This window comes from Actinomyces oricola (genome assembly GCF_004104015.1).
Lineage (GTDB): Bacteria > Actinomycetota > Actinomycetes > Actinomycetales > Actinomycetaceae > Actinomyces > Actinomyces oricola.
Genome location: NZ_RYFV01000017.1, coordinates 48,487 through 68,869, shown reverse-complemented (window position 1 = coordinate 68,869; position 20,383 = coordinate 48,487). Strand labels below are relative to the sequence as shown.

The following is a 20,383-nucleotide window of genomic DNA, read 5'->3' as shown; positions in this document are numbered from 1 at the left end:
AGGTTTTCTTGGTCGAAAACAACTCTGACGCACGGCTCCGCGTGCCTTCGTCTACGACACACCCACCTCCCCGCACCACTCCAACCATCTTCACCCCTCGACCCCCACTCCCAGTGAGAAAGGCTCAATGTGCAACCCCCAAGCCCGCACGCGCCCAGGGGTCCCTGTCCCCACACTCCCGGTGGCGGCGATCTTTCCCCAAGCCCGCACACCCCCGGGGGTCCCAGATGACGCCGGGGGACCCCAGACGGCGCGAGCCCTCGGGAGTCGGGCAGCACCCCTCTTAAGGACCCAGGTCGACACGAGCGGCCCCACGAACCCTCGGGAGTCGGACAGCATCAGAGCCGGCTAGTCGGGTGCAGGTATGTGGAGGATCGTGAGCGCATCCGCCTTCACAACAACGGGAGCAGCACCGCGCCCACGGATCTCTCACCGGTCAGGCCCCTGGCGCTGTTCTATTTTCTCGACGACGGCCCTCATGCGGTTCAGGCAGGTTCCCTCCCGCTCCCCACCCCCACCATCCCTGTGGTAAATATCTAGCGCACTTTGATAGGCCACTAACGCCTCCTCATATCGCCCCTGCTCATTCAGGGCGTCGCCGAGTTCATGCAGGCAGTCGGCTCGGTCCCGACCCGAGTCGAGCAGGCGGTAGTAAACGCCCAACGCCTCTCGGTAGGCGGCAACCGCTTCCTCGTGCCGCCCCATCGCGCCCAGGGTTCTGCCAATGACGTGCAAGCAGTTCGCCTGCTCCTCTTGCGTCCCGCCCACCTGCCGGTAAAGGTCACGGGCCTTGCGGAGGGTAGAAAGGGCGGAATTGGAATCTTCCGGGGTGGAGAAAGGAGGTCGATTATCGGCTTGCTTTATCAGTCGTTGAGCCTCCTCCAGGATTGTTTCTATCTCATCCGCGTCGTTTGCCGCCTCGCCGACCATGTGCTGCCTCCTGAAAGACGTGACCCCCGACAGCCGCCCACCACCCCGAGAATGTGGCTTGATTATGCCCGGATGTGGTCGACGACACAACCCCTGGTCACCGGGTAGCGGGCACCGGATAGAACTCACCATGCGACAGCCTTGACTTCGGTGCAGGGCGAGGGCGGCGGAAACTGCTTCTCGATCAGCGCCTCAGCGTCGGGAAAGGCATTTATACTGCACTTTTCTTGCGCCTTCTCACTTTTTTAGGAACATATTAATGCGGTTCATGCCTCAGCCGGCGGGCAATGGGGCGGGCTCGCCCCGCGGCCCACATGGCACCCCCTCCCGCCGGCCCTGGTGCCCCGGATGGTTACGGGTTTGCGGGGTCGGGGTTGGGGCCTCTCCCTCCGGCCCTGGCGCCCCCTCCCGCCGGGTACGCGTCCACGGGCGCGGGGGTCGTCAGGGGCGGGGCCTGGGGCGCCCCCTCCCCGTCGGATACGAGCCCACGCCTCCGCGTAGGCTGATCCCATGAATTCACTGGGGATCGTGCAGCTCGTGTGCGCTGTCGTCGTCACCCTGGCCACTGTGGTGGGGGTGACGGTCTTCGGCCGCGCCTGCACCACCATTACCGCCCGCCTGCGCGTGGGCCGGCCTGTGGCGCGTGAGCGCCTGCACCCTGTGGGTCGTCGCCTGTGGCGGACCCTGGTCTCCGTGCTGGATCACCAGGCGTTCCGACGACGTCCCTGGGTGCGCGCCGCCCACTGGCTGGTCATGGTCTCCTTCCCCTTGCTCTTCCTGACCCTGGTCACCGGCTACGGGCAGGTCCTGGGCGGGGCCTCCTTCACTTTGCCGTGGCTCGGCCATGCGGCGTGGTGGTCGTGGGTGGTCGAGATCATTGCTGTTGCGTCCCTGGGCGGGATCATTCACCTAATGGTGCTGCGCACGCGCCTGAACCGGGGCGGGAGGGCTAAGCCCCCCTACGCCCCCGACTCGCAGGGCGCCTCCCGCCCGCGCACGTCCCGCTTCGCCGGTTCCAGCGCCGCCCAGGCGCGCTTCGTTGAGGCGGTGGTGCTCGGCGTCGTCGGCTGCGTCCTGGTGCTGCGGATGCTGGAGCACGCCCTTCTTGCCGCCAGCCCTGACGACGCCGAGCGCGCCCTGGCCACCTGGACGCACTTCCCGCTGACGGCCTGGACCGGCCCGCTCCTGGAGCCGCTGGGGGCGACGGGGCTGACGGTGGCCATTATGGTTGTGGCCACAATCAAAGTGGTCATCTCCATGGCCTGGTTCGTGGTCGTTGGCCTACAGCCCTCCATGGGGGTGGCCTGGCACCGCTTCTTGGCCTTCGTCAACTTGTACGCGCGCCGCGAGGTCGACGGCGCCAAGTCCCTGGGTCCTCTTCAGCCGCTCCTGGTGGCTGGTGAGCCCCTGACCGCCCAGAAACTCGATGCGCTCGACGAGGCCATGGAGGCCGCGGAGGAGGGCACCGGCCCTGAGGTGAGCCTGGGCGTGAGTCGTATCCAGGACTTCACCTGGAAGGGCCTGCTGGATTTCTCCACCTGCACCGAGTGCGGGCGCTGCCAGGATCTGTGCCCCGCCTGGAACACCGGCAAGCCCCTGTCGCCCAAGCTTTTCGTTCTGGCTCTGCGCGACCATCACGCTGCCGCCGCCCCCTTCCTGCGGGCGGCCAGCGCCCTGGGCGTCGATCCTGAGGAGGTCACCGAGGCCCAGGTGGCCGACCGTCCCGCCGGCCCGGTGGGGCGGGCGCTAGGGGTCCGTGATGGCCTGGCCCGCAGCGCCCACCTGGGTCTGGCGCCCGGCAGCGCCCACACCGGCGATGTCCTGACCGCCCTGCTGGAGGCCAAGGCCGCCCCCTCGGAGACGGGTGTGGCCACCAGACCCGCCCCTCTGGCCGGGGCGGTCATTCCCGCGGACGTCCTGTGGTCCTGCACCACCTGCGGCGCCTGCGTGGATCAGTGCCCGGTGGATATTGAGCACATTGACCACGTTATTGACGTGCGCCGTGAGCAGGTGCTCATGGCCTCGGCCTTCCCCCGGGAGCTGGGGCAGATGTTCCGCAAACTGGAGTCCAAGGGCAACCCGTGGGGGCTGGCGCCCCGCAAGCGCATGGAGTGGACCAAGGGGCTGGACTTCGAGGTGCCGGTCGTTGGGGTCGACGTCGAGGACGCCTCCGAGGTGGATTACCTGTTCTGGGTGGGCTGCGCTGGGGCGTATGAGGACCGGGCCAAGAAGACCACGCGGGCGGTCGCCGAACTGCTGCACATTGCGGGGGTGAGTTTCGCGGTGCTGGGGGACGCAGAGGCCTGCACCGGGGACCCGGCCCGGAGGGCCGGCAACGAAATCCTTTTCCAGACCCTGGCCGCCCAGAATATTGAGACCCTTGCCGAGGCCAGGGCCACCCGCATTGTGGTCACCTGCGCCCACTGCTTCAACACCCTGGCCCGCGAATACCCGCAGGCCGGTGGCGACTACCAGGTAGTGCACCACACCCAACTGCTCAACACCCTGGTGCGTGAGGGGCGGCTAAGGCCCGTGGCGCCCGGGGCCCTCGCACCGAGTGCCGCCCGGGCGGACCATGCCCAGGTCCGCCCCGGCGAGGGCCGGGGCGGACCTGGGAGAACGACCGCGCAAGCGGATGGGACCCCGGCGCCGGGAACGGGCGAGGGCGAGGCTCCCGCCGGTGCACAGCCGGCCCCGCCACAGCCGGCCCCGTCGATGCCGGCCCTGTCGAAGCTGGCACCCCCGCGGCCGGCGCCCCCGGAGCCGGCTCCCGCTGACGCTCCCACAGTGACCTACCACGACGCCTGCTACCTGGGCCGCCACAACCGCGTCTACTCCCCGCCGCGTGAACTCATTGAGGCCACCGGCGCCACCACTATTGAGATGCCGCGCTCCCGCGAGGAGGGCTTCTGCTGCGGTGCGGGCGGCGCGCACGCCTTTATGGAGGAGTCCATAGGCACGCGCATAGCCGTGGAGCGCTCCCGCGAGGCCCTCGGCACCGGGGCCCGGGTCATTGCCACCGCCTGCCCCTTCTGCACCACCATGCTCTCCGACGGGGTCGCCTCCGAGGGCGCGGGCGCACGCGTCACAGACGTCGCCACCCTCATGCTCGAAGCCGTGCACCGCGGCCAGCAGGCAGCGCAGTAAGCGCGCGGCCGCCGGTACGACTCACGCGGCCGCCGGTACGACTCACGCGGCCGCCGGTGCGACTCGCGCGGCCGCCGGTGCGGGCGTTGGGCCGGGGCCGCTTTGGGGACGAATGCCGCCTCGGTCGAGCCGTCCACGGGCTACCCGCCCAGTTATTGGGCCGGGGGCCACCTGGGCCACCTGCCCTGCCGGCGACAACGCCCGCGGTCAGCCGCTAACGCCCGCCGTCAGCCGCCCCGGGCCGGCGCGGGGAGGGCTCGACCAGGACCGCCACCGTGCGGGCGGGCACGGTGAGGGCGCCGGACGCGGGGTCGAAGCCGGTTTGGCGCACCAGTGAGTCAGTCCCGGCAACCTGGACCGGGGAGAGCTTGAAGTTGCGCCCCACCAGCTCGGCGTGGGCGCGGGAGAGCGCCTGCCCGGAGGCGTTAATGACCACCAGCACCGCGTCCAGGTCGGGGTCCACGTCCTGGGAGCCGGCCGTGTCATCGATGAGCATGACAATGACCCCTGAGGGCGAGCCGAAGCCGGCGCCCGGAAAACTCACCTTGTCGTAGACCAGGGAGGCCTCACCCAGGGTGAACAGGGGCGTGGAGGCCCGCAGCCGCAGCAGGTCGAGGGCCTGCGCCTTGGCGGCCGCCATGTCCTGCGGCGTGGGTCGCAGCCAGGGTGCGGCCAGCAGGGGCGCCTGAATGTGCCAGGATCCCTCGTTGCGGGCCGCCGACGGCAGCCCCCGCCCGAAGCTGGAGAGCTGACCGGTGTAGTCAATGGCGTTGAACCAGTCCCCGGAGTTGTAGGAGTCGCGGTCCAGGGATTTCGAGCGCAACAACTCGGTGCCCGCCGACCACATGGCCGGGGACTGCCCCAGGGTCACGGTGGCCAGGCATACGGTGCTCATGCGGACCCGCTCGGCCATGGACAGACCCCGGGGCAGCTTGTAGGCGAGCAGGTCGTAAAGGGTCTCGTTGTCGTGGGCGTCAACGTAGTTGACGTTCTCCTCCGGGCTGGTGGCGTAGGCGACCGGTGAGCCATTGTTGTAAATGTCGCCGCCCTTGCGCACAGAGCCATCGGAGGTGGTCAGCAGGTAGTCGCGCAGGTTGCCGACCATGCCCAGGCGCACCAGGTCGGTGCGGTGGGCCAGGTCCGCCGACTGGTCATGCCAGTTGCGGGGGTCCAGCCCGTTGGACTGGGTGAGCAGGCCGGTGCCGAAACCCTGGTAGACGCGATGGTCGGCGTCGAAGGGGGCGCCGCCGTGGACGGCGTCGCGCAGCCGGTCGTTGAAGGTGCCGATGCCGGTGCCGTCGAGTTGACCCTGCGTGGCCTGGACGAACAGCGCGTTGTAGGCCACCTCCCCGAAGTTCCAGCCCTCCCCGTACAGGTAGATGGCGGAGCCGTCCACGCCGTCATGCTCCATGGTCAGGCCATTGAGCGCCTGCCGTAGGCGCATCATGACGGCGCGCGGGTGGTGCCCCATGAGGTCGAAGCGGAAGCCGTCAACCCGGTACCACCGGGCCCAGCGCAGGACCATGTCGATCATGAGCCGCTCGCACATGGCGTTCTCGGTGGCGGTATTGGCGCAGCAGGTCGACGCCGTCACCGTGCCCACGGCGTCGAGCCGGTGATAGTAGCCGGGGACCACCCGGTCCAGCACGCTGGCGGGGTCCTGCCCGCTGGCGGCGGTGTGGTTGTAAACCTGGTCGAGGACCACTTGGTAACCCAGGGCGTGCAGGGCGCCGACCATCTCACGGAACTCCGCCACCCGGGCGCCGCCGTCCTGGTTGCCCTCGGTGGCGTAGGAGCCCTCGGGGGCGCCCCAGTGGAGCGGGTCGTACCCCCAGTTGTAGGCGTCGCGGTCGGCGACCGCCGCAATGGCGGCCTGCTGCTCGGTGGAGGCCGGGCCGGCCCCGGCGGGCACCTGCGCCACGGCCTGGGCGGAGCGGTCCTCGGGGATAGTGGCAATGTCGAAGGTGGGCAGCAGGTGGATGGTGTTCATGCCGGCCCGGGCCAACTCGGACAGGTGGCGCACGCCGACCGAGTCGGCCACGGTGAAGGCCCGGTAGGTGCCGCGCAGCCCGGGTGGGACGCTCTGGTCGGCGGCGGAGAAGTCCCGCAGGTGCAGTTCGTAGATGCTCCGGGCGCAGTTGTTGCGCACCGGCGGCGCGGCTGTGGTGGCCCACTGGGCGGGGGCCAGGGCCGGGTCGGACAGGTCAACGGCCACCGATCGAGTTGAGCCGGTGGTCAGGGCCACGGAGTAGGGGTCGGTGACGGTGTTGGTCTCCACATGGCCGGTGGCCGGAACGTAAACCTCGACCTCCCACAGGTACTGGCTGCCGGTGGTGATGGCGCCGTCGGTGTTGGGCACGCCCCAGCGGCCGTCGTCCTGGCGGATGGCCGGGGTTCGTACCGGCTCGCCACGGACTTCGGGCACCGAACCGTGAGGGTCGCCGGTGCTCCAGGTCAGCAGGGTGACGGCTTTGGCGGTGGGCGCCCACAGGAAGAAGGAGGGGCGGCCGTCGTGGAAGGTCAGGCCCAGCTCGGCGGTAGAGGCGGCCTCGGCGTAGAGGTGGTCCAGGATAATGGCGGTCTGCACGCCGGTCAGTGCGTCCAGGGTCCCCGACGGCGCCGCAACGGCCAGGTCGGAGGCGTCACTGTCGGAGGCGTCACTGTTGGAGGCGTCGCCGACGGCGCGGGCATCTGCGTCGTCAGTGACGTCAGTGTCGTCAGTGACGTTGGCGTACTGGGCCACGGCGATCTGGCCGGTCAGGGCTCTCTTGACGGAGGCCACATCGAGCCTGGGGGTGCCGTCGGAGTCGGCGAGGCTCAGCGCAATATAGCCCTCCAGGTGGGGGTGGGTCGCGCGCACGTCGGCGGGTAGGTTCCCGGTCACGCGCAGGGGCGTGAAGGTGGGGGCGGGCATGGAGTCGGCGCCAACAATGCGCCCGTGGATAGCGGCAACCCCGCCATAGGGGGCTGTCACGAGGTACAGGGCCAGGCCGGTGCCTGCGAGGGGCTCGCCGGCGTCATTGACGACCTGCTCCCGGTGCATTCCCATGGGCAGCAGGGACAGCGGCCAGGCCAGGGTGGTGGGCGTGACCCAGTAGGCGCGCTGCTCCTCGCTGCCGAGCACTGGCGGGAAGGCGGTGGTTTCGAGTGTGAGGGTGACGGTGTAGGTGAAGGACATGCTGCCTCTCGCGGTCCGGCGTGGAAGAGACTCCGCTCATTGCGTAGTCTTCCTCGCCCCGGCGTTCGCGCGCTATGTGACGTCGAGGCGGCTTATTCGGCAAGCCGCCTCGACGTCAGTGGTCGGGACGGATCAGGACAGATCGGAGTACTCCGGCGGCACATTGGCGACCGCCTCCGCAATGGGGACGGCGCCGTCGTGGAAGGGGATGACCCGGCCAATGCTGGCGGGCTCGGCGAGCACTGCGGCAATGACCCGGGCGACGTTGCCGCGCGAGGTGTAGTTGTCTCCACCCTCGGCGACGCGCTCGACGGCTATGGCCCCCGAGGGCTCTTCAAGGGTGAGGCGGCCCGGCCCGAGGATCGTCCAGTCCAACCCGGTGCCCTGCAGGTGGCGATCGGCGGCGATCTTGGCAATGGCGTAGGCGCGCAGCGGATGATCCTCGGCGACGTCCCCGTAGGCGGACATGAAGGAAACCATGACGTAGCGGCGCACCCCGGCAGCGGTGGCGGCCTCCATGGAGCGGATCGCAGCAGCACGGTCCACGGCGTCGGTGCGCTGCGGCCCGCCCTTGCCGGCAGCCCCCGCGGACCAGACGACGGCGTCAGCGCCGGCGAAAGCCCGGGTGAGGTCGGTGACGTCGGCCTCCTCAACTGACAGCACCAGGGGTGTAGCACCGGTGGCGGCCACGTCCGGCACCTGGGCGGGGTCGCGGATAAGGGAGACGACGTCGTGCCCGGCGGCCACGAGCAGCGGGGCTGCCAGAAGGGCGACCTTTCCGTGTCCGCCAATGATCATAATGCGGGACATAAGCGGTCCTTTCAGGTTGAAGCAGGGCGATGCCTCAGGGCTGTGAGTGCTGTGAGCATGGCGACCGCCCTGGCCGGATCCTCGCACTATCGCATGAGGCCATGGAACCCGGGTGTGCGCGCGGCGAACAGGGGCCGCTCACCCGACTGCTGTCGGGACTCCTCAATTCTCCTCCATATTCTCCTCCATCTGCGTGCCGGAGGAAGCCGACGGGGGCGAATGGGTGGAATGGGTCTCCGCATACCAGGCGGCGAGGCGGATGAGGGCCTTGTGCGAGGCCTCGTCGGCGGCGGTGTAGACGAAGACGGTCTGGGTGTCGTCCTCCGCCAAGGTGAAGGCCTCCCACTCAATGGTCAGGTCCCCGACGGCGGGGTGGTGGAAGCGCTTAACACCGGAGGTGCGCCCCTTGGGGGCGGGGCGGGACCACCAGGTGCGGAAGTCCTCGCTGACCCGGCTCAGCTCCTCCACGAGGGCGGCCACCTGGGGGTCGCGCGGGCGGGCGGAGGCCTCGAGCTGGAGGACACAGACGAGCTCGGAGGCGATGATCTCCCAATCCGCATAGAGGCTCCGGGTGGCCGGGTCGGTGAAGACCCAGTGGATGAGACTGCGTTGGCCCACAGGACGGCAGGGGAAGTCGGCGAGGAGGGCCCAGGCCAGATCGTTGCCGTCCAGAACCTCCATGCGCGGCCCCAGGACGAAGGCCGCCTGGCAGGTGAAGGCGCGGATCATGCGGGAGATGCCGGGGCGCACCGGCGGGATGCCGGGGTCGCCGGTGTGGAGGCCCGCGGGCCGGGCGAGGTTAACAAGGTAGCTCTGCTCCGCCTCGTCGAGCCGGAGGATGGCGCCAATGGCGCTCAGAACCTGCTCAGAGGGGGTAACGTCCCGACCCTGCTCCAGACGGATGTACCAGTCAGTGCTCACCCCGGCCAAGAAGGCGACCTCTTCACGGCGCAGCCCGGGGACGCGCCGGGCCCCAGTCACGGCGATGCCCACGCTCTCAGGCGTGACTCCGGCCCGCTTGGCGGTGAGGAAGTCGCTGAGCGCCTGATTCTTCTCATGTCGCGGCATTACGACATTGTCCTGCGCTTCGGCTGTCGGCGTCGAGTCCCCGGTGGGAGCGACAGTCCTTGTCCCCCTGTGTCCCCCTGTGTTCCCCTGTTTCTCTTGTTCTTTGGCGGCGTGCGCGGCACGGGCCTCGGGTAGGAGCCACAGTCCTAGGATGACCCGTTCTCTTCCGGGGCCCCTGAGGGGCCGCTGTACTGGATCCGTCAGCGATCCCGCACCCCGGACGCAATACGGCACCCGGGCCCCTCCGAAAGGACATCTCATGACTACCTGGTTCATTACCGGCGCATCTCGCGGCTTCGGTCACGCGGTGGCGGCGGAGGCACTGCGGCGCGGGGACCGCGTCGTGGCGACCGCCCGGAATACCGATACCCTGACCGATCTCGCCGAGTTGGGCGGGGAGCGCCTATTGGCGCTGCCCCTGGACGTGACTGACGCCGAGCAGGTGCGCACCGCAGTGCGGACGGCCCTGGAGCAGGCCGGCCCCATTGACGTTCTTTTCAACAATGCGGGTATTGGATACTTCGCGGCGGTGGAGGAGAGCGACGAGGCGGAGGTCCGCCGCATGGTGGAGATCAATGTCTTCGGCCTGGCCGCGGTGACGACGGCGCTCCTGCCCTCCATGCGCGAACGCCGTTCCGGCACGATCCTCAATGTCTCCTCCGTCGGCGGGGTCCGCTCCTTCCCGGCGGTGGGCTGGTACAACGCCACGAAGTTCGCCGTCGAGGGGCTCTCGGACGCCCTGGCCCAGGAGGTGGGTCCGCTGGGCATTCGCGTGGTGGTCATTGAGCCCTCCGCCTTCGCCACGGACTGGGCGGGCTCCTCCGCCGCCGAGGTGGCCCCTGAGCGGGTCATTGCGGACTACGACGCCACCGCCGGGGAGTACCGCCGGAACTTCCGGGCGAACGTGGGCAAGGAGGCGGGTGACCCGCTGCGCGCCGCGACGGCGATCGTGGACGTCGCCCACGACGCGAATCCTCCCAAGCGCCTGCCCCTGGGCAACTACGCCTATGACGGGCTGCTCGAAAAGCTCGACGAGATCCGCGCCGACGTCGCCCCCCGTGAGGCCGTGAGCCGGAGCGCCGACCGTCCCGGAGCCTGATACGGCAGGCCGGTCGCAGCCGGTGACATGGGTCGGGCCGCGGGGCGCGCACACCCCGCGGCCCGACCCGCTCTGGACCCTAAGAGCGTCTTGCAACAAAACGCGACCCCGCCGGAGCAGACGGCGTGGGCGGCAATCTTGTTCGCAACTTCTCAACAGTTCCGAACCGCGCGCATTGATCAAGAGAAGCGGCGATTATCGTATTAGGTACGGGGTATCCACCATACGGGCGCCCTCCCCTCGCCCGCGGCGCCCCGAACTACACTAGGCCCCTGAGGCGAGGAGCCCGGAGCGCGCACAAGCGGGCCCACCTCGCTAGAGGTGGGCCCGCTTGCGAAGGTTTTCGACGGCTCAGTAACCCGACCGGCAGAACCAAACTTTGGCGCGGCACAGCCAGCTGATCGGGAGCATGGGACGGACAGCCTTACCCGGAACAGAAACCGTCACTGCCGTCTGGGATTGGGGGGCGACACTCGGGGTCTCAGCGCTGGCCACAGTGGGGATGCCAAGCAGAAGAGCCGAGGCGAGAGCGACAGCACCGAAACGGGAGACAATGTTCATGGGGACTCCTGAAATTGAGATATCGAATGGGATGAACTTGATATCTCAATCCTCACAAGATCCCCGGCGACTATGCCTCCTCTAAGGGCACAGTAATCATTCCTTCCTTGGGTGGAGCGCGTCTCAGATTTATTCCCTCCGCTGAGGCCCGGCGAGCCCGCGCTTGTGAGCTTCAACAACAATCTCTAAACGACTGCTCACACCCATTTTGCGCATAATCGCCGATACGTGACTCTTCACCGTAGTTTCAGCAACATGCAGATTTCGGCCTATCTGTTGATTGGAGCGCGCCTGACACAGAAGGGCCAGCACCTGCCGTTCCCGCTCAGAGAGATCCAAATCCTCCGCATCATGCGGATGAGGGGCCTGACCGTGAATATAGCGGTCCAGGATGCGACTGGTCGGACCGGGGGAAAGAATCTTCCCCCCTTCGTGAACAGTGCGGATAGCAGCGGCAATCTCCACCGGCGGCGTGGTTTTGAGTAAGAAGCCGCTGGCGCCAGCGGCAATGCCGGAGTCCAGGAAGACATCGTCGTCGAAGGTGGTCAGCAGCAGTACCTTTGTGCTTCCACCGGAGGCGAGGATCCGGGAGGTGGCACCCACCCCGTCAAGCACCGGCATCTGGACGTCCATCACGACGACGTCGATGTTGCGCTCATGCACGATGTTCACCGCCTCGGCACCGTTGGCGGCTGTGGCTACCACCGAGATGCCCGACTCGGGGGTGGCGATCAAGGGCGGCAGGGCCTCACGGACGATCGGGTCGTCGTCGACGATGAGGATGCGGATAGGAGGCGTGCTCATCAAACGGCTTTCGTGTCGATTGGGAAGGTAACGGAGAGCACCCACAGGTGCCCCGACTCAGTGAAAGTAAGATGCCCGCCACGCGACGAGGCCCGCTCCTCGAGCCCCAGAAGGCCATAGTTAGAGGACAGGGCCGCATCGCGGCGGGCAGGAGCCTGGTCAGAGATGGGGTTAATGGATAGAATTATGACCTCCTCCGCGCCGATCTCTACCTGGATAGAGCAGTCGGCATCACGCGCGGCATGCTTGAGCATATTAGCGGCGCACTCGTCAATGACACGAACAATGCTGACCAGCAGCGCCGGGGACACCACTGACTCATCACCCTCCAGGTGGGTGGAGATATGCAGCCCACGGTCGCGCAGCATACCAGCGGCCTGATCCAAAGCCGCTGCGATCGACTCCTGACCGCTCGAGGTCAGGAGATGTTCGGAGGGCGTTACCGTATCCTGGCGCAGGACCCTCAGCATAATACGCAGGTCAGTGACCGAGCGGCGCCCGGTGGCGATAATATCATCGAGCACCTCACGGATCTGATCATCCGGGGAGGTCGCAGCCTTGGCCTGCTCGGCGCGCAGAACCATTTGCGTATTCGCCCGCGCGAGAGTGTCGTGGAGTTCACGGGCGATTAAGGTGCGCTGCGCGCGCAGAGCCTCCTGACGGGCCGATTCCGCCTGAGCCAAGTTCCGATCAGCGCGCCGCATTGTCAATCCAATTACGACAGACAAAACAGTAACAAGAAGATAGAGGATATACACAGCTGCGATGAAACGGCCCGCAAATGCTGCTACTGGTACCCCCATAGCGATAGCTAAGACAAGAAAGCTGACTTGCCTATAACGCGCAGCTCGAGTCAGTAGAGAAATAGTGAAAAACGCAACGAGAAGCGCTGTACCAATCTGAGCGGTGCCACTGATATACAGTGCACACCCACTGATGACTGCGGTGGTCGGCCAGGGGAAGCGGTCCAGGAAGGGCAGGGCCGCCACGGAGACCAAACCGAGGATGATTGAGGAGATTGTACCCTCATCCTGGAAATCCAGACTGAGGAACACCAAGCCCAGGAGCATCAAGGCCGAGACGCCGGGCTTGGAAGCTACGAACCTCCGACACCGCTGCCACAGCGTCATCCACCGCTGCGAGCTGAGCAACTCGCGCGACAGCGAACGTACAGGCATGGGAAGCCTCCCGGGTGCAGGGGGAGCGGAGCGCGTTGGGGAGCGCCGGGACCGGAACAAGAGATGGACGGATGGTGGAGACAGAACACGATCGGCAGGTGGTCGGGGCAGGTTGATAGGTCTAGCGTAACGATGCCAGACGACTACCGGCATGAAGACCAGCCGGAGGTTGCTCATTGATACCAAAGAAGGACCTAAGCCGGCACCTGTGTAGGAAGCCGTTACCTCAGATCAGGAGGCAGGCTTGGGCCACTCGCTCGTGCGGCGCCCGTAGCTTGCACCGAGCAGCTTCCCGTCACGAATTCAGACAAGGAGGTGAAATGAGGTGGCCACCTCCGCGTCTGCTGTTCAGGTCGGGGGGCTGCATAAGTCATACGGGCGCCGCCGAGTGCTTACAGGCCTGGACCTTGAAGTCGAGGCAGGCTCATTCCACGGCATCATTGGTGCCAACGGAATCGGCAAGACCACCTTGCTGGAGATCATCTACGGTGCCAGGCAACCCGATGCCGGAACCGTCAAGGTCCTCGGCCGGGCACCACTGCCCCGCAACCCGGCACTTCTCAGACGCATTGGCGTCCAGACGCAAAACCCTGCGTTCTTCCCCCGGGCCTCAGTCTGGGAGCACCTGGCCACCATGGCCTCACTCTTCGGATCCTCTGCGGCTCGCACCGAACAGGTGCTCGCCGCAACCGGCCTGTCTGACGTTGCCAACACACGAGTAACCAGGATCTCTCAGGCGGAGAGGCTCAGGCTCGCTCTCGCCTCGGCCATTGTGCACCGCCCCGAGGTCCTTTTCCTCGACGAGCCCACGGCCGGCCTGGATACCACTGACCGTGACAATCTTCGCGCGCTCCTCCAGCAAGTTCGCCAGGACGGCACCACGATCGTGTGCACGATCCACAGCCTGGAGGAGGCCGAGCCCCTGTGCGATGTGGTCTCCATCCTCGACGGTGGTCAACTCCAGGCCACGGCGGCGCCGTCGTCCCTCATTGCTCGGCGCAGTCGAGAGGCCACCATCCTCCTGCCCAAGGCTCCGGGAGTGATTGACAAGATCGTTGATCTCAAAGAGGTCAACTCGGTGCGCATCATTCCCGAGGGACTGCTGGTCACCTTCCGCGACATTACCGCCGGCCACTCGGTGCTGGCGGTCGCCGGCATGGTGACCACTACTTCCCCGGCGCACAGGGGAACTCCTGAACGTCCAGCCGCTCAGGTCGCCGTGCAGGGGTGGAAGACGTGAGCCGATCCAAGGCCCTGGTTATCTCCCTCATCCGCGCCAACTTGCGCGACCCCGTGGCCATGCTCGTGCTGGTGATCCTCCCCACCGCCCTTTCCGTAGCCCTGGTCTACGCCATGGGGAACGCCCCGGGGGTGAGCGGTCGCGCCGGGATCGACTTCATTGGTCCAGAAACCATGGCCTTCAACACCGCTTTCGTGGGGACGCTCGGCGGAGCCATTAGCATTGCCCGGTGGCGTGAGAACGGAACGATCCGCGCGCTGCGCAGCGTCCCGGTATCAAAAGGCACCATTATGGCGTCAGTGCTCGGCGTGGTCGGGGGGATGGTACTGCTCCAGGTCCTGGTGATCGTCGTCATCGGCATCCTGCCCGGGATCAACATGCAGATCTCATCGCGGGCCCCGCTCACAATCCTGCCAGTACTCCTGGGGACAGTGCTTTTCTACTCACTGGGAGTACTGCTGGGCCGGTACGTGCCCACAGTGACCCTGGTGACTCTGGCGGCTACGGCGATCATTCTGCCCATGGGCTGGGTTTCAGGGGTGCTGCGGCTGGGAGTTGAACCCCCGTGGGCCGCGACCATTTCAACCTTTCTCCCCCTGACCTACCTGCGCGACGCCACGAGGTGGACACTGACAGACACCGCCTCCCTGCTCGACGGACTCGCCGGCATTGGCGTCACCGCAGTGGCAGCGGTCGCGCTGTTCGCGTTCGCCATCCGGGAGATGCGCTGGACGTAAAGCTATTTTGCCCATCCCTGACGCACCACCCGGTCTGGTCAAGCTAGCGCGGAGGCTTGAAACCGACCGGGTGGGCGCGTTTTCGAGGCGGCGCGAATGTCAGCCACTGAGGATTTTCTGGCGAGAAGGCCGCCCGGCGACCCTGCCCGGGCCGAGGAACTGGAACACTGCACCCGCCCCGACCGAAGCACTGAAACAAGCAGAAGCAGCCTGAACGGGAACGGACGGATTCCGACCCGACCCAAACCGAGGCACCAACTCGGCCGGACCGGAACGCCTTGAACGCGACGTTTCCCACCCACCTGACGGCGGGAGAATACCCCACGCGACGGTAGAACGAACAGCACGGTGCGCGAGCGGCGCGCGGCGAGCTTGGAATGCCCCACGCGACGGTAGAACGAACTTTGGGCGGGCCGCTCCTGAAGGAGCGGCCCGCCTAAAGTCGGTCCATCCACGCGGCCCCTAGATGAGAATGCCGAGCAGCACCCAGGACCACACAAGCGCAATAACAAGCGCCACCATGAGGAAAACAGCGTAGTACCGCACCGCCAGACGCGTGACCAGGGGAAGCTCCTCGGCAAGCGGCACGCCCCGCCAAGCCTGCACCGCCGCCACCGGCAGGTGACTAGTCGCGCTGAGCACTTCCAGCACGTGCGTCCCGTCAGTATTCGGGAAGGGAATCAGGCACAGAATAACGGTGGTCAGCTCCACCAGGACAGCAAGAGCGCCCCACGCGGAGAGCAGGCCAGGGCCGTGCAGTGCCGCCGTGAGGGGAACGCAAACCGCCGCCAAAGTGAACAGCGGACCGGCCAGAACAACCGCCACCGGACGCCACGGCGGAGCCAGGAGGCCGAGGCCATCAAGAATGACGACCGGCCTAATCCAGGTATCGGGTGACTTGTGAACCAGGATGGGGCGCCTCCCACCCGTCAAGCGCACGAAAGCCGCACCATGGGAGAACTCATGCCCGATCCTGCTGAGCAGGTGCCAGGCCACCACCCCCACGACCACCATCATGATCATGAGCGGGGGCTGAGCCATCGCACCCCTAGCCACGGCAACGAGCTGATCCCATTGGGCGATAGTCGCCACCGGGACGAAGAAGGCCCCCACCCCCACAGCGACTACCGCCGTGATCCACAGGGGCGTCAAAGACGCCATACGCCACATGCCCTCGGCCAACGAGTCCAGGATCTGTGCAATGGACGCCGGCTCCTCATCAAGGAAGGACCTGGGCCCCAGAGGATGCGCGTCGTCGTGCTCCTGGACCATGGCAGAGGAGCCGGCCGGCTCCTCGATGAGACCGCACAGCAGGAGGTCGTCAATCACCTCCTCGGCCTCCGCCTCAACCAGATCCATGGAGACGTCATACCCAAGACGCCTGCGCACGGCGGCCATGTCGCCCGGAGCGCTCAAGGCGCGCAGGACTCGCGCCTCCTCCGGGTCGAGATCGTAGATACGACCGTTGGATCCCTTTGCCACCTCGGTAACCAGCCGGTCGCCGTCCCAACGCATGGGCCCGATCTTCAACCCGGCAGCGGCCACCGCTTCCCCGTGCTGTGATGTGACGCTCATGAAGCCCCCAATGACAGAGAACCGGCACAGATCAGGCGGGCGCAATACACCCACGAACGCACTCGCGCAGTATTCATCGAATCCTTCCCCTTTGCGAGGGCAGTGCAGGCCGACTCCTGAAGTCCCTAGTGGTGGCGAAACAACTCTGGTCCAGATGGGGCGGGCGCAGCCTCCTGCGTCAAGAGGAAAAACACTCCTCCCTTGGTCGCAGCACACTCATCACATAGGCGTCAAGGAACGATACGCTGAGTGCATGATCAGTGAACCGCCGGCACCCCCTGAGAACACGGAGGCACCCATCTCGGCCCGCCGGGCGGCGGTGCGCCGCCTGGCCAACACCACGCCCTCGCACAAGCGGGCACAAACCCAGGCGCGACTGCTCAAGGCGGGGCGGGCCCTCATCGCAGACAAGGGCATTGGCGCCACTAGCGTCGGTGACATCTGCTCTGCAGCGGGCTATACCCGGGGGGCCTTCTACTCCAGCTTCACCGATATGGACCACTTCGTACGCCGCCTGGCTGACGACCAGTGGTCACGCGTTCTGTCCTTCGTCGACGAGGCCATTGACCGGATCGCCCTGCCGAGCCGGCCAGTGACAATGCCATCGACGGAGGCCGAGCTCGCCGAGGCCACCCGTTCCCTGGCCTCCCAGATCCTGATGACCCTGCCCCTGTCCAGAGAGTTCTTCCTACTGCAGTTCGAGTTCTCCGCCTACATTACGCGCGACCCTGAGCGCGCCCCGACCCTGCGCCAGGGCTACAGCACTTTCAAAGAGCGCGTGGGCGCGGCGGTGCTGGGCGGGCTGGAGGCCATTGGGCGCGAGTGCGTGCTCAGCCCCGCTGACACCATTGAACTCATCTTCGGCGCTGCCGACCGCTCCATGCGCCTGGCACTGCAGGCCCCAGCGCCCAATGAGCAGAAAGACTCCCCCCAGCGCCAGGACGCCCCCGAGCACCCGGGCTCAGAGTCCGGCCCGGGGTCCGGCCCCGGCCAGGAGGACCAGGAGGACCCGGTGGGAGGCCAGGGCGCCGATCCGCAACTCACCGAGCTCCTGGACCGCACCCTGCCCACGCTGCTGGCGAACCTCTCACGCCCCCGCTCAACCCCCTAGAGCCTGGAGGGGGACGCCTCAGGGCCCAACCCGGACGGCCCCGCCTCAGGGCCCGACCCGGACGGTCCCGCCTCAGGGCTCGATCAAGACGGCCACCGTGCGGGCGGGCACGGTCACGCACCCACTCACCGAGTCGTACTTGGTTTGACGCACCACCGGGTCCGACCCCTCCTCCTGCACCGGGCTGAGCACGAAGTGCCGCCCCACCAGGGCCTGAACCTGCTGGGAGATCGTGTGCGGCGTCGCGTTGAACACGACGAGCAGGCCGTCCAAGGCCGGATCAATATCCCCGGCTGCGGCGCCGTCGTCAATCACCATGACAATGACACCGGGCTGGGTGCGCGGCCCCGAGCCGGGGAAGCGCACCCGCTCCCGGATGAGGCGCGCGGACCCCAGGGACAGCAGCGGGGTGGAGCGGCGCAAGCGCAGCAGATCCAGGGCGGCAGCCTTGGCGGCGGCAATATCGGTGTCGGAGGGCAGCAGCGACCCATTAGACAGCAGCCCCGCCTGAATGACCCAGGAGTCGAAGTTGCCCCCCGCCGGCGGCAGGCCCCGCCCCCAGCCATTGTCCTGGCCGGTGAAGTCAATGGCGTTGAACCAGTCCCCGGAGTTGTACGAGTCCCGATCCAAGGACTTCGAGCGCAACAGCTCCGTGCCCGCCGCCCACAAGCAGGGGGACTGCCCCAAGGCGGTCGTCGCCAGGCACAAGGTGTTCATGCGCACCCGGTCGGCCATGGAGGTCTGTGGCGGCAGCTTATAGGCCAGCGCATCAAAAAGAGTCTCATTGTCATGGACGTCAACGTAATTAATGGTTTCGGCCGGCTCGGTTCCGTAGGCGGCCGGCTCGGTCCCGTAGAACAGATCCCCGCCCCGGCGTCGAATGCCGTCCCCGGTGGTAAAAACAAAATCCCGCAGATTCCCGGCCAGTGCCAGCCGCACCATGTCGGTGCGCCACGCCAGATCGAGGCGCAACTCCCCCTCACGGCGCTCGTCAAACGGACTGGGATCGGTCAACTCGCCGGTGCCGAACCCCTGGGCGGCGCGCATGTCGGCGTCAACGGTGCTGCCCCCGCGCACACCGTCGCGCAGGCGGTCGTTGAAAGTGGCAATCCCAGTACCACCGAGCTGGCCCTGAACAGCCTGAGTGAACAGGGCGTTGTCAGCCACCTCGCCCATATTCCAGCCCTCCCCGTAGAGGAAGACCAATGAACCATCCACGCCGTCGGCCCCCACGGTCAAGGCGTCCAGGGCGCTGCGCAGGCGCCTCATGGTGTCCACCGAGTGGTAGCCCATGAGGTCGAACCGCAGGCCGTCAACCCGGTAGTGGCGCACCCAGGACACGCAGGCATCAATCATGAGCCGCTCGGTCATAAGGTGCTCGGTGGCGGTGTTGGCGCCGAAGGCGCTGTCCTCAATAGTGCCGGCGGCATTCAGGCGGTGGTAGTAGCCCGGCACAATCCGGTCCAGGACACTGCGCTTGTCCTGCCCGGCGGCAGCGGTGTGGTTGAAGACCTGATCCAGGACCACCTGGAGGCCGATCTCGTGCAGTGCCCCCACCATTTGACGGAACTCGGCGCAGCGGGCCCCGCCGTCCTGGTTGCCCTCGGTGGCATAGGAGCCCTCGGGGGCGGCCCAGTGGTAGGGGTCGTAGCCCCAGTTGTAGGCATCGACGTCGGCCACGGCACTAATGGCCGCCTGAGGGCGGCGCGAGGCCGGACTCGTGTCCAGCGGGATCCGGGGGATCCGCTGGGCGGAACGCTCCTCGGGGATAGTGGCATTGTCAAAAGTGGGCAGCAGGTGAATCGTGTCCATGCCCGCCGCGGCGAGTTCACGCAGGTGGCGCGTACCAGCAGAATCCACGGTGAAAGCCCGGTAGGTGCCGCGCAGGGCCTCCGGAACGGAACGGTCCTCGGCGGAGAAGTCGCGCAGGTGCAACTCGTAAATGGCGCGGGCGGAGTCATTGACAACCACGGGGCTGGGCGTGCGCACCCAGGCACTGGGAACCAGGTCCGGCTGGGCCAGGTCCACGGCAACACTGCGGCGCGAGTCAACAGTCAGGGCCAGGCTGTAGGGGTCGGTGACGACATTGGTCTCCATACGGCCAGTGGCCGGGACGTAGACCTGGAGCTCCCACAAGTACTGGGCCCCCGCCCCCACGACGCCGGCGCCCACCTCCCAGCGCCCGTCGGGGCGGCGCGTCGCGGGGGTGCGCAGGGGCCGCCCCTGGACCAGGGGCACCGAGCCGGTGGGGTCCCCCGTCTCCCAACTCAGAAGAGTGACCCTGGTGGCGGTGGGGGCCCACAGGGCGAAGGCGGGGGCCGTCCGCCCCTGGTCCGCCTTGACCCAGGTCACGCCCAAGGGGGCCGAGCCGTCGCGGCGCGATGCGGTGCGCCCATAGAGGCGGTCGAGCAGCGGCCACGTCTGCACGCCGGTGAAAGCGGTCACCCAGCCGCCGACCTCAGGGTCAGTGCGCTGGACCAGTGCCAGCTGGCCGGTCAGGAACCGCTCAATGTCGCCGCGCCCCAGGCGCTTGCCCCCGTGCTCATTGAGGGTGGTCAAGGCCAGGAAGCCGTCGAGCTGCGGGTGAGCGGCCAGGAACTCAGCACTGAGCTCCCCGCCGATACCAAGGGGGACCTCGCGCCCCTCGGCCCCCAGCCGCACAATGCCGTCAACGACCTCGGCTCCGCCGGTAGGGCACGCAATGAGGCTGAACGCGACCGGCAGCGGCCCCTGAGGGCGCTGGCGGCCGGCGGAAACCACGTCGTCGCGATCGACACTGACCGGCAGGAGCTCGGCGGGCCAAGCCAGGGTGGTCTCATCAACCCAGAAAGCGCGTTGCTCCCCGGCGCCGGGAAGAGCATGGCGGACAGCTGCTTCGTGGTGGGGTGCCCGAGGGGCGCGTGGTGTCATCGGTGACGGCCTTCCTGTTGCTGGGCACACTCTGT

The 20,383-nt window shown here is 67.2% G+C and carries 14 protein-coding genes; 5 read left to right on the top strand and 9 right to left on the bottom strand.

The window, feature by feature from the left end; translation table 11 throughout:
• Positions 1-429 precede the first annotated feature (429 nt).
• Positions 430-930: a tetratricopeptide repeat protein gene (locus EUC46_RS08120; protein ID WP_164918788.1), complete on the bottom strand. Its 501-nt coding sequence runs from the start codon at positions 928-930 to the stop codon at positions 430-432.
• A 510-nt stretch (positions 931-1,440) separates the two neighbouring features.
• Between EUC46_RS08120 and EUC46_RS08115 the strand changes: the two genes are divergently transcribed.
• A complete protein-coding gene (locus EUC46_RS08115; protein WP_128773667.1) occupies positions 1,441-4,077 on the top strand; it encodes a (Fe-S)-binding protein in 2,637 nt (878 codons plus the stop codon).
• A gap of 214 nt (positions 4,078-4,291) precedes the next feature.
• Here EUC46_RS08115 and pulA (EUC46_RS08110) read toward each other — a convergent pair whose 3' ends face one another.
• From pulA (EUC46_RS08110) to EUC46_RS08100, 3 genes are all read right to left on the bottom strand, one after another.
• Entirely contained in the window at positions 4,292-7,255 is a 2,964-nt protein-coding gene (gene pulA, locus EUC46_RS08110) for a pullulanase-type alpha-1,6-glucosidase (protein WP_128773666.1), read from the bottom strand.
• 132 nt (positions 7,256-7,387) lie between these two features.
• Positions 7,388-8,065 (bottom strand): SDR family oxidoreductase, encoded by a 678-nt coding sequence (locus EUC46_RS08105; protein ID WP_128773665.1) that lies wholly within the window; start codon positions 8,063-8,065, stop codon positions 7,388-7,390.
• A gap of 162 nt (positions 8,066-8,227) precedes the next feature.
• Complete coding sequence (locus EUC46_RS08100) at positions 8,228-9,133, bottom strand: helix-turn-helix transcriptional regulator (RefSeq protein WP_128773664.1); 906 nt, start codon at positions 9,131-9,133, stop codon at positions 8,228-8,230.
• A gap of 259 nt (positions 9,134-9,392) precedes the next feature.
• On the opposite strand from EUC46_RS08100, the gene EUC46_RS08095 reads away from it, so the two are divergent.
• Positions 9,393-10,232, top strand: a complete 840-nt coding sequence (locus EUC46_RS08095) for an oxidoreductase (RefSeq protein ID WP_128773663.1) — start codon at positions 9,393-9,395, stop codon at positions 10,230-10,232.
• Positions 10,233-10,583: 351 nt separating this feature from the next.
• Here EUC46_RS08095 and EUC46_RS08090 read toward each other — a convergent pair whose 3' ends face one another.
• From EUC46_RS08090 to EUC46_RS08080, 3 genes are all read right to left on the bottom strand, one after another.
• A complete protein-coding gene (locus tag EUC46_RS08090) occupies positions 10,584-10,793 on the bottom strand; it encodes a hypothetical protein (protein WP_128773662.1) in 210 nt (69 codons plus the stop codon).
• Between the two features lie 129 nt (positions 10,794-10,922).
• Positions 10,923-11,597, bottom strand: a complete 675-nt coding sequence (locus EUC46_RS08085) for a response regulator (protein ID WP_128773661.1) — start codon at positions 11,595-11,597, stop codon at positions 10,923-10,925.
• Positions 11,597-12,775, bottom strand: coding sequence for a sensor histidine kinase (locus EUC46_RS08080; protein WP_164918787.1), 1,179 nt, complete (start codon positions 12,773-12,775; stop codon positions 11,597-11,599). The genes EUC46_RS08085 and EUC46_RS08080 overlap by 1 nt, the downstream gene beginning before the upstream one ends.
• A gap of 325 nt (positions 12,776-13,100) precedes the next feature.
• On the opposite strand from EUC46_RS08080, the gene EUC46_RS08075 reads away from it, so the two are divergent.
• Positions 13,101-14,015, top strand: coding sequence for an ABC transporter ATP-binding protein (locus EUC46_RS08075; RefSeq protein ID WP_128773659.1), 915 nt, complete (start codon positions 13,101-13,103; stop codon positions 14,013-14,015).
• Complete coding sequence (locus EUC46_RS08070; protein ID WP_128773658.1) at positions 14,012-14,752, top strand: ABC transporter permease; 741 nt, start codon at positions 14,012-14,014, stop codon at positions 14,750-14,752. Before EUC46_RS08075 ends, EUC46_RS08070 begins: the two co-directional genes overlap by 4 nt.
• 462 nt (positions 14,753-15,214) lie before the next feature.
• Here the strand turns inward: EUC46_RS08070 and EUC46_RS08065 are convergent, their stop codons facing one another.
• Positions 15,215-16,327 (bottom strand): zinc metalloprotease, encoded by a 1,113-nt coding sequence (locus tag EUC46_RS08065; RefSeq protein ID WP_164918786.1) that lies wholly within the window; start codon positions 16,325-16,327, stop codon positions 15,215-15,217.
• Between the two features lie 253 nt (positions 16,328-16,580).
• On the opposite strand from EUC46_RS08065, the gene EUC46_RS08060 reads away from it, so the two are divergent.
• Positions 16,581-17,438, top strand: a complete 858-nt coding sequence (locus EUC46_RS08060; RefSeq protein WP_164918785.1) for a TetR/AcrR family transcriptional regulator — start codon at positions 16,581-16,583, stop codon at positions 17,436-17,438.
• 72 nt (positions 17,439-17,510) lie between these two features.
• Here the strand turns inward: EUC46_RS08060 and pulA (EUC46_RS08055) are convergent, their stop codons facing one another.
• A complete protein-coding gene (gene pulA, locus EUC46_RS08055) occupies positions 17,511-20,348 on the bottom strand; it encodes a pullulanase-type alpha-1,6-glucosidase (RefSeq protein ID WP_128773655.1) in 2,838 nt (945 codons plus the stop codon).
• Between the last annotated feature and the right edge of the window lie 35 nt (positions 20,349-20,383).